This is a genomic window from Paractinoplanes toevensis, from assembly GCF_018332695.1.
Taxonomy (GTDB): Bacteria; Actinomycetota; Actinomycetes; order Mycobacteriales; family Micromonosporaceae; genus Actinoplanes; species Actinoplanes toevensis.
This window is the reverse complement of the sequence record NZ_BOQN01000011.1, coordinates 60,231-76,216: the sequence shown is the minus strand read 5'-3', so window position 1 is coordinate 76,216 and position 15,986 is coordinate 60,231. Positions and strand designations below refer to the sequence as shown.

At 71.9% G+C, this 15,986-nt stretch carries 10 protein-coding genes; 5 read left to right on the top strand and 5 right to left on the bottom strand.

The genetic code is table 11. The features are described from left to right. Positions 1 to 231: 231 nt before the first annotated feature. Positions 232 to 2,484 carry an ROK family transcriptional regulator gene (locus Ato02nite_RS04680; RefSeq protein WP_213005111.1) on the top strand — a complete coding sequence of 751 codons (2,253 nt, stop codon included), beginning with the start codon at positions 232 to 234 and terminating at the stop codon, positions 2,482 to 2,484. Between the two features lie 8 nt (positions 2,485 to 2,492). Here the strand turns inward: Ato02nite_RS04680 and Ato02nite_RS04675 are convergent, their stop codons facing one another. From Ato02nite_RS04675 to Ato02nite_RS04655, 5 genes are all read right to left on the bottom strand, one after another. Then, a complete protein-coding gene (locus Ato02nite_RS04675) occupies positions 2,493 to 5,219 on the bottom strand; it encodes a hypothetical protein (protein WP_213005110.1) in 2,727 nt (908 codons plus the stop codon). 2 nt (positions 5,220 to 5,221) lie between these two features. After that, positions 5,222 to 6,205 (bottom strand): AAA family ATPase, encoded by a 984-nt coding sequence (locus Ato02nite_RS04670; protein ID WP_213005109.1) that lies wholly within the window; start codon positions 6,203 to 6,205, stop codon positions 5,222 to 5,224. Beyond that, positions 6,205 to 7,515, bottom strand: a complete 1,311-nt coding sequence (locus Ato02nite_RS04665; RefSeq protein WP_213005108.1) for a DUF4062 domain-containing protein — start codon at positions 7,513 to 7,515, stop codon at positions 6,205 to 6,207. Before Ato02nite_RS04665 ends, Ato02nite_RS04670 begins: the two co-directional genes overlap by 1 nt. Positions 7,516 to 7,593: 78 nt before the next feature. Continuing rightward, the gene (locus Ato02nite_RS04660) at positions 7,594 to 8,358 is read right to left on the bottom strand and encodes an alpha/beta hydrolase (RefSeq protein WP_213005107.1); all 765 of its coding nucleotides are present in this window, start codon (positions 8,356 to 8,358) and stop codon (positions 7,594 to 7,596) included. Next, complete coding sequence (locus Ato02nite_RS04655) at positions 8,355 to 9,632, bottom strand: amidohydrolase family protein (protein WP_213005106.1); 1,278 nt, start codon at positions 9,630 to 9,632, stop codon at positions 8,355 to 8,357. Before Ato02nite_RS04655 ends, Ato02nite_RS04660 begins: the two co-directional genes overlap by 4 nt. Before the next feature lie 142 nt (positions 9,633 to 9,774). Here Ato02nite_RS04655 and Ato02nite_RS04650 point away from each other — a divergent pair, with 142 nt between their 5' ends. The 4 genes from Ato02nite_RS04650 to Ato02nite_RS04635 all read left to right on the top strand — a co-directional run bounded on the left by Ato02nite_RS04650 (position 9,775) and on the right by Ato02nite_RS04635 (position 15,603). Then, positions 9,775 to 10,557, top strand: a complete 783-nt coding sequence (locus Ato02nite_RS04650) for an IclR family transcriptional regulator (RefSeq protein ID WP_213005105.1) — start codon at positions 9,775 to 9,777, stop codon at positions 10,555 to 10,557. Continuing rightward, positions 10,554 to 11,126 (top strand): carboxymuconolactone decarboxylase family protein, encoded by a 573-nt coding sequence (locus Ato02nite_RS04645; protein WP_213005104.1) that lies wholly within the window; start codon positions 10,554 to 10,556, stop codon positions 11,124 to 11,126. The genes Ato02nite_RS04650 and Ato02nite_RS04645 overlap by 4 nt, the downstream gene beginning before the upstream one ends. Before the next feature lie 76 nt (positions 11,127 to 11,202). Next, a complete protein-coding gene (locus tag Ato02nite_RS04640; RefSeq protein ID WP_213005103.1) occupies positions 11,203 to 12,045 on the top strand; it encodes a class I SAM-dependent methyltransferase in 843 nt (280 codons plus the stop codon). A gap of 90 nt (positions 12,046 to 12,135) precedes the next feature. Continuing rightward, positions 12,136 to 15,603, top strand: coding sequence for a ricin-type beta-trefoil lectin domain protein (locus tag Ato02nite_RS04635; protein WP_246606083.1), 3,468 nt, complete (start codon positions 12,136 to 12,138; stop codon positions 15,601 to 15,603). Positions 15,604 to 15,986: the final 383 nt, after the last annotated feature.

The window sequence follows — 15,986 nt, the reverse complement described above, 5'->3', positions numbered from 1 at the left end:
TCTTCGGCTGATGCGGGGAGAACTTTCAGGCTTCCCGGCTGTCGCTCGTTACCGCCTGATATAGCGAAGGTATCGAGCGCATTAACGCGAAACCAGCGGCCGTCGGCCCACAATTGAGCCCTGATTCGGCCTCTCGTAATGCTGATCACGCACGTTTTGCCGGATTCGCTCCATAGGTTTCTGTGCAGATGCCGGAGTAATGTCTAGTTCCAGCAAAACCGGGGAGCTGACATGCAGCATCGGGACCTGATTCTGGCCACCGTGCGGGAAACCGGCCGGGCCGGCCGCACCGAGATCGTCCGGCGCACCGGCATGGCCCGGGCGACCGTCAACGCGCTCGTCGCCGAGCTCCTCGCGGAGGGCGTCCTGGCCGAGGAGGAGGCCGCCGCCGACGGCAGCCGGCCGGGCCGGCCGGCCCGGTTGCTCACCCTGGGCGCGCAGGCCGGCGTCGTGGTGGGTGCGGTGGTCGGAGCCGCGGGCGTACGGGTGGCAGCCGCCGACCTGTCCGGCGAGATCCTCGCCGAGCGGGCCGCCGACACCGACCCCGATGACGGCCAGGCCGGTCTCGACACCGCCGCCGCCCTGATCACCGAGGCCGTCGCCGGGCGCCGCGTCTGGGCGGTGATGGTCGGTTTGTCGGCCCCGGTCGCCGGTGGAGTCGTGCAGGCCAGCAGCGTGCTGCCCGGCTGGGCGGGCCTGCACCCCGGCACCGAGCTGCGCAACCGCCTCGGCTACCCGGTCGGCATCCGCAACGACGCCGACCTGGCCCTGATCGGCGAGTTGAAGCACGGCGTCGCCGCCGGCCGCCGCGACGTCTGCTACCTGCGCATCGCCACCGGCATCGGCTGCGGCCTGCTGCTCGACGGCGTGGTCCAGCACGGCGCCAGCGGCGTGGCCGGCGAGATCGGGCACGTGCAGGTCGACGAGACCGGCACGCTGTGCCGCTGCGGCAACCGCGGCTGCCTGGAGACCATCGCGTCGCCCCGCGAGGTCCTGGCGTCCCTCTCCCAGATGTACGGCGAGGAGGTCACCGCCGTCCGCGCCGTCCAGCTGGCCGCCGGCGACGCGATCGCCGAACGGGTCCTCGCCGACGCCGGCCGCATGATCGGCCGGGTCGTCGCCGACCTCGCCAACACCGTCAACCCGGCCCTGGTCGTCCTGGACGGCCCGCTGATCACCGAGCACGGCCCGCTGGTCGCCGGGGTCGCCGACTCGGTGCGCCGCTACGCCCAGCCCGAGGTGGCCGACGCCCTCGAGGTGCGGGCCGGTGAGCTGGGCGACCGGGCCGCCCTGATCGGCGCGGTCACCGCCGCCCTGCACGGCACTCCGGTCGCCCGCAGCGTCCCGTCCGTCCCCGGCCCGCCCGCGGTCCGCGAGCGCGACCACCGCCGCGACGCCATCCTCGACCTGCTGCTGCAGCACGGTGCCCCGGTGGCGCGCAGCGACATCGCCCGGATCACCCATCTCCCCCGCGCCGCCGTCGCCGACGTGCTGGCCGGCCTGGTCGCCGACCAGCTGGCCGAACCGTGCGACCCACCGGCCGGCACCGGCCGGTCCGGCCGCCCCTCCCCGCACTTCCGCGCCGTGATCGCCCCCGGCCTGCTGGCCGGACTGGCGGTCCGCGCCGACGGCGTGCACGCCGTGCTCACCGACATGGCCGGCACCCGGCTGCACGAGACGTTCCGCCCGATGCCGATGTCCCGCGACGGCCAGGGGAGCGTCCGCGCCGCCGGCGAGATGGCCGCGGCCCTGCTCGCCGAGCACGGCCACCCACCCGACTCGCTGGTCGCCGCGGCCGTCAGCGTGCCCTCCCCGGTGCACCCGGTGACCGGCAGCTTCGGTCCGCGCGGCGTCCTGCCGATGTTCGCCGGCTTCTCCCCCGCCGAACAGATCACCGAGATCCTCGGCGTACCCGTGGTGGCCGGCAACAACGCCCACCTGGCCGCCCTCGGCGAGACCCGGCGCGGCGCCGCCCGCGGCGCCCGCGACGTCCTCTACCTGCGCGCCGACCAGTACACCGGGGCCGGCATCGTGGCCGGCGGCCGGATGTACCGCGGTGCGATCGGCTACGCCGGCGAGGTGGGGCACCTCAACGTGCGCGAGGTGGGCCCGCTGTGCATCTGCGGCAGCCGCGGCTGCCTGTCCACCTACCTGTCGCCGCGCTACTTCCTGCCGCTGGGCGGCCCGCCGTCCGAGGAACGCTTCCTCGACCTGGTGTCCGCCGGCGACCGGCCGGCCCAGCGGGCGCTGCTGGACGCCGGCCGGTTGATCGGGCGCACCGTGGCGCCGCTGTGCAACGCCCTGAACCCGCAGATCGTCGTGGTCGGCGGCCGGTTCATCGAGGCTGGGCCCTATGTCGTCGACGGCATCCGGGAGTCCCTGCAACGACACTGCGCCCCGGCCGCGGCATCCGCCCTGACCGTCCGCCCGGCCGAACTGGGCGCCGACGCCGAGGTGATCGGCGCGGTGGAGTCGTTGCTGTAGCCCGGGCGTCAGTCGAGGTGCAGTGGGAAGCGGACGTCGAGGCGGTTGCGGGCCACGAACGCGCCGATGCGGTCGGCCGTGGCGTTCAGGGCGGCGAAGACGGCCGGAATCCCGGCGAACCAGGCGGTCAGCCACAGGTCTCCGCCGGACAGGATCCAGGTCAGCACGCCCGCAACACCCGGAACGCCCACCAGCAGCGGCCGTTTCCACTCGTACCAGCGGGTCTCCCAGAACTCCGGCGGTGGCCGGTCCCGGTATCGGCGCAGCAGCACGACGACAACGACAAGCAGGAGCAGGGCGGGCAGGGCGAGCAACGTAATGAAGTCGCCGATGTCGTTGAAGACCGGGGTCACCGCGACGACGACGCCGGCCGTCAGCGGCACGATCCGCACGCCGCCGACGTACGCCCCGCCGAAGCCGATCGCGAACCCGCCGACCGCCAGGCAGAAGGCAATCGCCTGCCCCCAGTCCGAGTCGAGCAGCGCCGCCGGCCAGGACTCGGTGCGCGTCCCGAGAAAGCCGAGCGCCCCGGCCAGCAGCGTGACCAGGAGAGCGGTGGTGAGGACCCGCCGGTTCCGGCGTTGGAACGCCGGCCAGGGCACGGGGACGTCGGCGAACCGCCGGGTCAGCACGCTCGCCGTCCAGGCGACCGCCAGAATCGGCTCGGTCACCAGCACCGGGGTGAACGCGGCGTTCGGCGTGGACGCGGTGAGCACCGGCAGCGTGGCTAGCACCAGGACGGACAACCCGCCGCCGAGCAGGGTTCCGCGGCGGCGACCGGCCGCCGCCGCGATCGCCCCGGTGAACGCGGCCACCCCCATCGCGGCCATGGACGAGTAGACCGCCACCGACGGCCAGAGGTAGCTGCTGGTCCAGTTCTCGACCAGGTCGTACGAACCACCGGCCAGGGACAGTCCGGCGTGCACGGCTATCCCGATGGTGGTCATCAGGACCAGTGTCACCAGCAGCGCGCTGCTGGTGACCAGCGCCCGCCGTACCCGCGGGGCCGGGGCGTCCGCCGCCAGCCCCGGCATCGCGATCCGGTGCCGCTGCCGGCGAATAGCCGCGACCAGCGGCTTCGGGGCCGCCGCCGCGAGCTTGCGGCGGCGCAGCGACGTCCCCTCCAGGTAGACGCGGTCGGTCAGCTCGGCGGGCTGGGCGCCGGGGCCGGACTCGGCGACCGACAGCCCGGCGACCGAGTCGCTGGTCAGTGCCCGGTCGAGCGCCGCGCGGGCCTCGACGAGTTGTCCCCTCGACAGCGTGCCGATCAGGCTGGCGCGCAGCCAGTCCGGCATGTACGCGTGCCGGAACCAGGGCAGCCGGGCCAGCACCTCGAGGGGCAGGTGCTCCGACAGCGGCCGTCCGTCCTCCGCGTGCAGCAGCCGGCCGAGCGCGACCGTCAGCTCATAGCTGATCTCCGGGTAGACGGCACTCGCGCTCAGCCAGTACCACCCGGCCGAACCGAGCGTCGTGACCAGCATTTCCAGCACCCGCAGCAGTTCCTCGCGGGGCGGCGGAAGCGGCTCGATCCACACCAGGTCGCCGGTCTCGAACACCGACGGCAGCGGCGACGCGGCCGCCGATGGCCGGTTCCGCGCCCGGGCCCAGGCCGGGTCGAGCGCGCGCACATCGTCGAGCACCCGATCGACCACCCGCAGCGGCCGGGCACGGTGCACGTCGGGGTCGATCCGGATCGTCTCGGCCCACTGGCCGAACCGGTCCAGCCAGACCCGGTCCGCGCCGGTGAGCGGATCGCGCAGCAACCAGTCCGGGGCGAACAGCAGCAGCCGTTCCCGCTCGCTGGCCGGCTGCAACGACTCCAGGTGCCGCGGACCCCGCACCGGGTCGAGGACCAGCGAGGAGCGCGGCTGAAGGCCGGTCCGCCGCATACCGACGCCCTGCGCGCCCAACTGGTCGACCATCCGGGCGTAGTGGCCGGCCAGCACGTCACCGGCGCTGCGCTGCTCGATCACCGCGAGGTATTCGGGGGCCCGCTTGTATTCCACGAAGCAGGGCGTGAGCCGGATCCCGGCCCGGATCGTGGCGTCGACCGTCCGCCGGATGTCCAGGGTGCCCCGGCCGGGCTCGCGGGTGCGGGCCCGCAACGCGCGGGCCACCCGTACGCCGTCGTCGGGGTCGAGTGGGTGCGCGGTCTCCCAGCCCAGGTCCAGATCGGGCTGGAGGGACGGCGACGGCGGTCGCCGCCGCAGCCGTTTACGGAGGGCGAGCACCGACGCCGTCGCGATCACCACGGCGAGAACGGCCACGCTCAGCCAGAGCTGCCGGGTCCAGCGGGGATCGGCCTGGTCCGCGGAGTTGCCCGTACCACCGCCCCCGGTCGGGACGGTGGGCGCCAGGACCAGGTTCCAGAACCAGCCGGCCACCGCGACGAGCAGCACCACCGCCAGCAGGATCGCAACCCCGGCCAGAGGCGGCGGAATCCGCCGCCACCAGGACCGGCGGGCGGCCGCCGATGCGGCACCGGCGGCCGGCGCGGGCAGGCTGTCCCGGAACACCTCGGCGAACGTGGCCAGATCGCGGTCCCGGCCGCAGAAGATCGGCTGGAGGTGGCGGCGCAGTTCGTCGTCGGTGGGCGGCCGGCCGAGCCGGGCGACGAGATAGGCGGTGACGTCCTGGGCCCGCTGGATCTCCCGGAGCGAGATGTGCCAGCCTCGGGCGCGCAGGCGGGCGACGACACCCCAGAGGGTCGCCGCGGCTGCCGAGCCGGTCTCCACCGTCAGCCGCCCCGGCCGGCGAGCCAGGTGTCCACGACGACATTCGCCCGGTCGACGTCAGCAGCCGTCTTCACCAGCACGCCGACCGTGACCCGCAACGTCCGGGCGGTCATGGCCTGCGCCGGGTCGCCGTGGCCGAGCACCACCAGCCAGTTCAGGAACTCGGCCAGCCCGGGCCGGCGGGACAGACCGGCGGTGTCCGAGCGGAGCAGGCTGAACAGCGAGATCGCCTGATCGAGCAACGGATCGAGGCCGCGGACGTGGGCGCCGAGGTGGCTGAGCGCGATGCGGCGCATCGACTCCTCGTCCGGGAACGTCAGGTGGTGGAACACGCAGCGGCGCAGGAACGGCTCGGGCAGGTCCCGCTCCGAGTTGCTGGTGATGATCACGATCGGCCGGTGGCTGTCGTCGGCGCGGACCACCACGTCACCCAGCTCGGGGATCCGGAAGTACAGGTGCTCGAGCTCGTTCAGCACGTCGTTGGGGAAGTCCCGGGGCGCCTTGTCGATCTCGTCGATCAGGACCACCGACCGCCGGGGCGGCGACTTGTCGTCCTCCCCCTCGACGTGGAAGAGCGCGCGTTGCTCGGGCGGCAGCGTGGCCAGGATGGCCCGGCCCAGCGCCGTCCAGGTCAGGAAGCGTGCCGGGTCGCCGCCCTCGCCCCGCGACGACGCCTCGAAGCGCCGCAGCGAGTCGTACTGGTAGAACAGCGCGTGCGCGGTCGAGTCCGACTTCGTCTCGAACTTCAGCAACTCCCCCAGGCCGAGCGACCACGCCAGGTGGCCGGCCAGGTGGGTCTTGCCGGAGCCCGGTTCGCCGGTCAGCAGCAGCGGCTGCCCGAGCAGCAGCGCCACGTTCACCGCGTCCACCAGGTCGGGCGCCGTCAGATAGGCGGACGGGTCGGCCAGCCGCACCGACGCCGACGCGGACGGCAGCGGTGGGGCGGTGGCCTGCCGGGGCACGCCCGGCGTATAGAAACCGAGCATCAGGACGCCCCCGACCGCATCAGGTAGGTCAACTCGGCAGCAAGCCGTTCCATCGGCATTCCTCGTTCCCGCGTGGATGCTTCGTACTTCTGGAAGATCTCCCGGATGGCCGGCACCGGATCGGTGCCGCCGAGGAACCGGCGCACCTCGGGCAGTTCCGACCACACCTCGACCTCGACCATCTCGACGTTGCCGAGTTGCGGCAGCACCACGGCCGACCCGGCGACCTCGCCGATCGCATCGGCCAGCCGGTCGGCGGCCGACCGCCACCACGGCAGCCGGGCGGCCCACCCGGACGGTGGCCGGTACTGCGCGGAGATGACCGGCAGCACGCGCAGCGGACGTCGGCGCGGCCAGTCCTCGAAGTAGCGGATCAGCCGGCCGACCTGGGTCACCAGCGGCCGGCCGCGGCGTATCTCCACTTCGACCGGGAAACGCAGCATGCTCACCGAGCCGAGCTCGTGCAGCCGGCGGGCGAGCGTCTCGATGTCGGCGTCCGCGTCGAGCGAGCACTTCCCGGCGATCCGGCGGGTGATCACGTCGGGCTGGTCGAGTTCCTTGGCGCGCAACGCGATCGGGAACATGTGCACCGGGCCGGTGGTCCGCGCATACCGCGCCAGCAGTTGCTCCTGCATGAACTCGGCGAACTTGTGGTGGGCCTGCCCGGCCGCGCCGTGCACGACGACCACCGACGGCGAGCGGGAGAGCAGCTCGCCGCTCGCGGCGCGGGCCAGTTCGTCCTGCTGGGCGTGCCGGTTCGCGATGTACGGCAGCAGGTTGGGCACCGGCAGGGTGCTCTCGCCGAGCAGCCGGTGCAGCGCTCGCCGCACGCCCTCGCCGAGCTGGTCCACGTCACCGAAGTGGTCGACGATGTGGTCCCGCTCCTGGATCTTGCGCAGCTTGCGCACCTCACCCTGCGACCGGTCGACGTGGACGGTCGGCCAGGACGCCTGCTCGTCGAGGTGGAACAGGAGCACCTGCTTGCGCAGGCGGACCGCCTCCTCGTACTCCAGATGGGTGAAGCTCTTCGGCGAACCGGGCGGGGCCGAACCGTACCGCCAGGCGACGATCCCGACGTACACCTCGCAGGTGCCCACATCGGCCAGGCACCGCTCGATCGGCGGGCGGCTGTCCGCGCCGTAGGTCTCCATCGAGACCGCCTCGCAGCCACTGCCGCGGATCACCTCGATCACCCGGGCGCGCGCCGGCGCCAGGTCGAGGGCCGCGGACGACACATAGACCCGTGGCCGGTGGCCGCGATTCTGGGCAGCGACGGCAGGCCGTGCGGTGAGCGGCTCGGTGCTGGGCACTCGCGGATTATCTGCCCGACCGCCGCGTCACCACGTGTCAGATCTCCGTCACCCACCCTGAAGAGACCCCTCGCCACCTCACCCCTCGAGGAATGCCACCGAGCGCCGCACCAGCGCCATCGTCGCCTCGTCGTCGAGCTCCGGGAACATGTGGGTCGCGCCCGGGATCAGCTCGACGGTCGCCGCGCCGCCGGCCGCCCGCAGGGCCTCCGCCAGCCGTTCGCTCTGCCGGGGCGGCACGGCCAGGTCGGCGGTGCCGTGCAGGAACAGGAACGGTGGCGGGCCGGGGTGCACGTGGTGCACCGGGGAGGCCGCGGCGGCCAGGTCGGGGCGCTCGTCGAGGCCGGCGCCGATCAGCTGGCCCTCGCGCGAGCCGGCGCTGCGGTCACCGGTGCCGCCGGCCTCGTCGATGTCCTTCGACAGCGCGTCGAAGTCGGTCGGTGGATACCAGCAGACGGTCGCCGCCACGTCGTTCGCGGCGGCCAGGGCCGCCAGGGCGGCCAGGTGTCCCCCGGCGGAGACACCCCAGGTCACGGTCCGATTTCCGGTCATTCCGTACGTCGTTCGCTCGGTCGCCAGGAAGCGCAGAGCGGCCGTCACGTCCTCGGACTGCGCGGGGTAGACCGCCTCGAAGCTCTTCCGGTAGCTGACCGTGGCGATCGCGACGCCCAGGCCGGCGACCGTCTCGAAGAAGCTCGGCTGCCACTTCGCCGCCGGTCCGGGGCCCTGCGTGCGGTCGCCCAGCCGCCAGCCACCCCCGTGCAGGTAGACGCAGAGGGTGGTGGCGCCGTCCGGGACGTACAGATCAATCGTGTTTTGATTCAGGCCTTTGAAGGTCTTCATGCGACGGCGGGCGCTTTGTGCAGCCGGCCGGCCTGCATGATCACCCGCAGGTTCTCCTTGTCCTGCAGGATGCGGACGTCCTCGGCCGGGTTGCCCTCGACGACCAGCACGTCGGCGATCCAGCCGGGCTTGAGCATGCCGATGTCGCCGAGGTCGAGCAGCTGCCCGCCCAGCTGGGTGGCCGCGGTCAGCGCCTCGAGCGGCGTGTAGCCCAGCTCCTCGACGAACAGCTGCAGGTCGCGGGCGTTGCGGCCGATCGGGTTGTTGGGGAAGCCGTAGTCGCCGCCGGGCAGCGCCCGGATGCCGCGGCGCCGGATCTCCGGGTAGATGGCGCGCATCCCCTCGAGGGCGTCGACCGAGCCCATCTTCTGGGCGACCTCGCGGGTGATGCCGTACTCCTCACCCTCGTACACGTTCGCGTAGATGATGCCGGGGGCGGGCGAGACGAACACCGTGTCCTTGACCGATTCGAGCAGGTCCAGGGCTTCCTCGTCGGCGTAGGTGCAGTGGTAGATGCTCCGGAAGCCGGCCTTGACCGCGATCTTCACCGACTCGGCGGACTGGGCGTGGCAGTTGAGCCAGACCCCCGACTCACGGGCCTGGGCGCCGGCCGCCATCGCCTCCTCGAGGGTGTACTGGGTGATCTGCGAGCCGCCCGGCACGAACACGTCGTCGTTGCTGAGCAGGAACTTCACACTGTCGTACCCCTGGGCGGCCTGCTCCCGCACCCAGCGCGCACATGCCTCGGGGCCCTGCCAGTCCGGCTCGGTGTGGCCGTCCGGGCGTACCGGATGGTTGTCTCGTTCCATGCTCGCCGCGCGCATGCGCGGGCCGGGCACCGCGCCCGCCTTGATCTTGTCCCGGAGGATGACCTCGACCGGCATGGGCAGGAGCGAACCGGCCGAGTAGGCCGAGGTGAAGCCGTGGTCGAGCAGGATCGCGGCGTTGCGCTCGGCCCGGGCGAGCTCGCTCGGCAGCCCTTCGATGTGGTGGAAGAACGAGACGTCCAGCGGAGGGTTGAACGAAGGGTCGATATGCCCGACGGCCGACGGGAAGGTGAGATGGCTGTGCGACTCCACCATGCCCGGCATGACCGTGCAGCCGGTGGCGTCAACAATCTGCACGTCATAGTTGGCCTGGTCGTCGCCGTGCTCGTCCTGCCATCCGGCGCGCACCTCGACCACCCGGTCGCCGTCGACGACGACCTCGCCCGGCGCGGGGGCGCTGCCGCTGCCGTCGAAGACCAGCCCGTTGGTGAAGACCGTGCGCGCCATCTTAGCCCCTACTTTCACTCTGCGAGAGTGGCTTTCCTTCGTTGTTTCCCGAGTGTTTCCGCTCACTACCCCGGGTGTCAATGCTCACCAGGAGACTTTCAGGGAACTTGTATTTCTCGCTGTGCGAAAGTAACTTCCACTCGTGACTGTTGCCGCGAAGCCCGAATATCGCGTCGAGGCCCTGGCGAAAGGCCTGCGCATCCTGTCGCTGTTCACCGAGCAGCGGCCCACCTGGCGGGTCAGCGACATCGCGCCCGCGGTCGGGATGCCACTGCCCACGGTCTACCGCGTCGTGATGACGCTGACCGCGGAGGGCTACCTCGACCACCTGCCGAACGGCGACTACCGGCCGGCCGTGCGGGTCCTCACCCTCGGCGGAGCGGCGCTGCGCGGCCTCGACCTGGTCTCGGCGGCCACGCCCCGGCTGCAGCGGCTCGCCGAGCAGACCGGCGAGACGGTCAACCTCGCGGTCCTCACCGGCGACCGGGTGCTCTACCTGGTGCGGCTGCGCAACTCCGACCTGGTCACCGCGAACATCCAGGTCGGCTCGACGCTCCCGGCGGTGCACACCTCGATCGGCAAGCTGCTGCTCGCGTTCCTGGACGCTGCCTCTCTGCGCTCCCGGGTGACCGATTCCTCCTTCGTCGCGAATCACGGGCCGAACGCCAAACTCTCCCTCGACGAGTTGCAGGACGAGCTCACGAAGATCCGCAACGACGGCTGGGCCATGCAGGACGAGGAACTGGCGTACGGGCTGCGGTCGGTCGCCGCCCCCGTCCACGGCCCGGACGGCACCGTGGTCGCCGGGGCGAACCTCGCCGTGCAGTCCCGCGACTGGTCCAGCCAGCGCATCGTGCGCGAGCTGCGGCCGGTCGTAGCCGCGGCGTGCAGCGACATCTCGGCGCTGCTGGGATACACCCGATGACCCGCCGCCTCGCACCCCTTTCGCCCGCCGAGCTCTCCACCACCCAGCGGGAGCTCTACGACGCGATCGCGGGCGGGCCCCGGGCCCGCAACGGGTCACCGTTCCCCCTGGTCGACGCGGACGGCGGCCTCCAGGGCCCGTTCAACGCGATGCTGCTGCAACCCTCGGTCGGGACGGCGCTGCAGGCTCTCGGCAGCGCGATCCGATACGAGGCCCTCCTCGACACCCGCTGCCGGGAGATCGCCGTCCTGACCGTCGCGCGCGCCTGGGACAGCGCCTTCGAGCGGTACGCCCACGAGGCCGTCGCCCGGACCGCCGGGATGAGTGCCGCCGAGGTATCCGCGTTGCGCGACGGCGATCCGACGGCCTTCCCCGACCCGCGCGAGCAGCTCGTCCTCCAGGTCTCCGAGGCCCTCGCCGTCCGCCGCGACCTCACCGACGAGGAGTACACCCGCGCCGCCGACGGGCTCGGCCTGCCGGTGCTGTTCGAGCTGACCACGCTGGTCGGCTACTACGCGACCCTGGCCCTGCAGCTGCGGGCGTTCCGGGTGCCCGCCCCACCCTCGTAAAGGGGCCCGACGTTCGGCGGCTCGAGCTGCCGGGATGGCTCTGGCCCGCGAGGGCGGCGCGGACAAGACTTGCCGTATGGATCTGACCGAGCGGGCGGCCAAGAGCGCGCGGGTGGTGGCGGTCTTCGATCGGGTGGCCGATGTGTACGACAACGTGGGCGTCCCGTGGTTCACGCCCATCGCGGAGCAGCTGGTGCGCGCTGCGGCACCGGTCGGCGGTGAGCGGGCCCTCGACGTGGGATGCGGACGCGGTGCCGCCACGGTCGCCCTGGCGCGCGCGGTAGGCCCCGGCGGCCATGTGACCGGGATCGACCTGTCGCCGCGGATGGTCGAGGCGTGCGCTGCCGACATCGCCGGCCTCGGTCTGCCGAACGTCGACGTTCAGGTCCTGGATGCCTCGTCGCCGTCGTTGCCGCCGGCCGCGTACGAGCTGGTGGTCTCGTCCCTGGTCGTGTTCTTCCTGCCTGATCCGCTCGCCGCGCTGTCCGCCTGGCGGCGCCTCCTCGTGCCGGGCGGCCGGCTGGCGATCTCCACCTTCGCCGCCCGTGACCAGGTGTGGGAGGCGGTCGACGCGACTTTCCGGCCGTACCTTCCGGCCGGCCTGCTCGACGCCCGGACCACCGGCGCGGCCGGGCCCTTCAGCAGCGACACCGGCGTCGAGGAGCTGGTGGCGGCGGCCGGTTACACGGATGTGCGGACCATCCACTTCGACATCGAGGTGACCTTCACCGACGTCGAGCAGTGGTACGTCTTCAGCCGATCCCACGGTCAGCGAGCGATGTGGGACGCCATCGCGAGCACCGACCACGACACCGTCAAGACCATCGCCGGTGACCGGCTCGAACAGGCCCGCGGCACCGACGGCCGGATCCATCTGCACCAGCAGGTGCGCTGCACCCTCGCCGCCTGCCCGATTTGACACCGGTGACCGCACGGTCGGCCATGAAATCCAAGAACATCGATAAAGAGTGTTTACATCAGAGCACACCGATTCTGATGTGAGGTGCTCATGCGTCTTACCTGCATGGCCGTACTCATCGCGGCGGCCGCCATCGCTCCCCTTGCCTCCTCCCCGCCTCCGGCCGCGGCGGCCGCCGCGGCCGCCGCCGTCACCGACGGCAACGCCCGTTTCCAGGTGCTCACCCCGACCCTGATCCGCACGGAGTACGCCGGCGACGGCGTCTTCACCGATGCCGCCACCTTCACCGCCATCAACCGCTCGTTCCCGGCCGCCGCCTACACGACGAGCGTGACCTCCGACGGCTACCGAGAGATCCGGACCAGCGCACTGACCCTGCGCTACCGGCAGAACAGCGGGCCGTTCACCGCGGCGAACCTTTCCGTCGTGATCAACTCCACCGGCGCCACCGCCCAGCCGGCCTTCCCCTCCTTCTGCCCGGCCAACGCCGCCTGCGAGGGCGAGAACGGCCTGTTCACCGGCAACGTGACCCCCGCCTACGACCACACCGGGCACACCGGCACCGGCTTCGCCTCCGGCTACGAGGGCACCGGCAGCGGCCTGCAGTACGACGTCACCGTGCCGACGGCCGGCTCCTGGCGGCTGGCGGTCCGCTATGCCAACGCCGTCGGCAGCGACAACCAGTCCGTGACCCGCACCCTCACCGCGCACGTCAACGGCGCCACCGGCCCCCGTCTCAGCCTGCCGCCCACCGGCTCCTGGGACACCTGGTCCACGGCGGCGGTCACCGTCACCCTCCGGGCCGGCAGCAACACCATCGCCCTCAACCAGGACGCCGGCGACTCGGGCCGCGTCAACCTCGACAGCATCGCGGTCACCCCGGCCTCGGCGACCGGCTACCCGGCCCCGGCCACCAGCCTCCAGACCACCGCCTACGGTGCCGGGCCGGCCAGCCAGCTGGGCGGGTGGTACCGGTCGCTGGACAACCTGCCGAACGGGCTGCCGAGCACCCTGCACCCCGGAGTCCTCAACCGCGGCGGCTGGTATCTGCTCGACGACTCGCGAAGCCGGGCCCGCACCGGCAGCCAGCCCTACCAGGACGGCTACTTCTTCGGGTACGGGCAGAACTACGCGCAGGCCCTCAACGATCTGAACGCGCTCACCGGCGGGGCGAACCTGCTGCCGCAGACCGCGTACGGCGTCTGGTTCTCCCGATTCTGGGGTTACCGCACCGCCGACTACCAGAACACCCTCCTGCCGGCGTTCCGCAACCGGTTCACCCCGATCGACTGGCTGGTGGTCGACACCGACTGGAAGAAGCCGCTGCAGTGGAACGGCTGGAACTGGAACACCGACCTGATCCCCGACCCGCCGGGCTTCATGAACTGGACCAGGCAGATGGGTCTGGACGTCTCCCTGAACATCCACCCGGCCATCGACGACACCGACCCGAAGTTCGCGGCCACCAACTCGGCCGCCGGCGGCCTGCCGGCCCAACCGGACGGGCGCACCCACTACTTCGACTGGGCCAACCCGGCCCACCTGGCCGCCTACCAGAACCTGCACGTGCCGTTCGAGCAGCAGGGCGTACGCGCGTGGTGGCTGGACTACTGCGGCGGCTGCGGCTCGTCGATCTCGTCCGACCCGCACGTCGGCGCCGACAACCTGATCAACCAGGCGTACGCCCGCCACGACACGGCGCGCGGCCTGCGCGGCTTCGCGTTCAGCCGGATCGGCGGCACCGAGCACGGCAGCGGCGACCACACCAACTTCCTCACCGGCCCGTGGTCCGAACGCCGCAACACCCTGCAGTTCACCGGCGACACCTACTCGACCTGGGACACCCTGTCCTACGAGGTCCGCTTCACCGCGGCCGAGGCCGCCGCCGGCCTCACCAACGTCAGCCATGACATCGGCGGCTTCCACGGCAACCACCTCGCCGACGACCTGTACGCCCGGTGGGTGCAGTTCGCCACCTTCCAGCCGGTCGACCGGTTGCACTCCGACCACGGTGACCGGCTGCCCTGGGATTACCCCGGCGCCGCGCAGGCGAGCGCCGAACGGTTCCTGCGGCTGCGGGAGGCGCTGGTGCCGTACACGTACACGACGGCCCGGCAGGCCAACCAGACCGGCATGCCGATCGTACGGCCGATGTACCTGGCCTATCCCACCCAGGACGCGGCCTACACGGCCGGCGGCCAGTACATGTACGGCGACAACCTGCTGGTGGCACCGATCACGAGTGCCGACAACGCGGTCTCCGTGTGGGTGCCGCCGGGCACCTGGACCGACTACTTCACCGGCGCGGCCTACACCGGTCCGGCGACGGTGACCATCACCGCGCCCCTGTCCCGGATGCCGGTGCTGGTCAAGGCGGGCGGACTGGTACCGACCCGCACCGACTACGTGCACAACCAGAAAGAGAGCGGTACGAGTCAGCTGACCGTGAACGTCGCGGCCGGCGCGAGCGGCTCCTTCTCGCTGTACGCCGATGCCGGCGAGGGTAACGGCTACCAGTCGGGCCAGTTCACCACCACACCGCTGTCCTGGAACGACGGAACCCGCACCTTCACCGTCGGCGCCACGACCGGCGGCTATCCCGGCGCCCCGGCCACCCGCGCCTGGACCCTGCGGTTGTCCAACAGCGCGGCGCCGACCGCGGTCCTGGTCGACGGCGTGCAGGTGCCGGAGACGGCGTGGGCGTACAACCGCGACGGCCGCACGGTCACCGTCACCACCGACCGGCTGGCCGCCGGCACGGCGCACACCGTCACGCTGACCGGCTCCGCCGCCGACAACCCCACCGGCGGCGAGGTCATCGGTGTCGGCGGCCTCTGCCTGGACGTACGGGGCGGAGTCGCCGCCGACGGCCAGCCGGTCCAGATCTACGGCTGCAACCACTCGGCCGCCCAGCTGGTGACCTACGGCGCCGACAACACCGTACGGACGCTCGGCCGCTGCCTCACCGCCGGCGGCACCGCGAACCGGGCACCGGTGACGATCGGCTCCTGCACGCCGGCCGCCGCCACCCAGACCTGGACCCGCCGGGCCGACGGAACCCTGCTCAACCCGGCATCCGGTCGATGCCTGGACGTGCCCGACTCGAACACCGCCCCGGGCGCCGTCCAACTGCAGATCTACGACTGCCTGCGCACCGACGGCCAGGTCTGGCGGCTCCCGCCCGGCCCGATCGGCGGGCCGGGCGCGCTGTGCGTCGACATCGCCGGCGCCGATCCGTCATCGGTGACCGCCGCCCAGCTCTACACCTGCAACGGCACCGACGCGCAGCGGTACTCGACCCCGGGTGACGGCACCATCCGCACCTTCGGCAAGTGCCTCGACGTGGCCAACGCCGGAACCGCCAACGGCACACCGGTCCAGCTGTTCGACTGCAACGGAAGCGGCTCACAGCAGTGGGTGAGCCGCGCCGACGGCACGCTCCAGAACCCGCAGTCCGGCCGCTGCCTGGACGACCCGGGCAACCGCCAGCAACCGGGCGACGCCCTGACGATCTACGACTGCAACACGACCGCCGCCCAGCAGTTCCGGCTGGGCTGACCCCAGCGAGCCGGCCCCGGCCCGTCCGGGGCCGGCCTCGCTTCAATTGTTCCGTTCAATGAGCCATTTCCATCGTGACGATGCAGGTCACAGCCGGGCTGAGTCTGATTTGGACACAAGGCGAGGCTCCCGACCGGGGCATCGGGTTTTGGTCGATTTGCTGTCCTACCGGAGCCTCGCCCTCCTCCATCCCCGCCCCCGCCCGCCCGGCGCCGAACTGCAAGATCAGGTTGGAAATAGCTCACAGGATGGAAAGGCTCAATGGTCACGTAATTCCTTCCGAGGTTGGCATGATCGCTTATTAGCGCCCACGGTGCGCAACACGGAAGAATATCCCTATGCGGTACCAGCAACTCCAGTTGTTCACCCGGCCGGCGACGGCC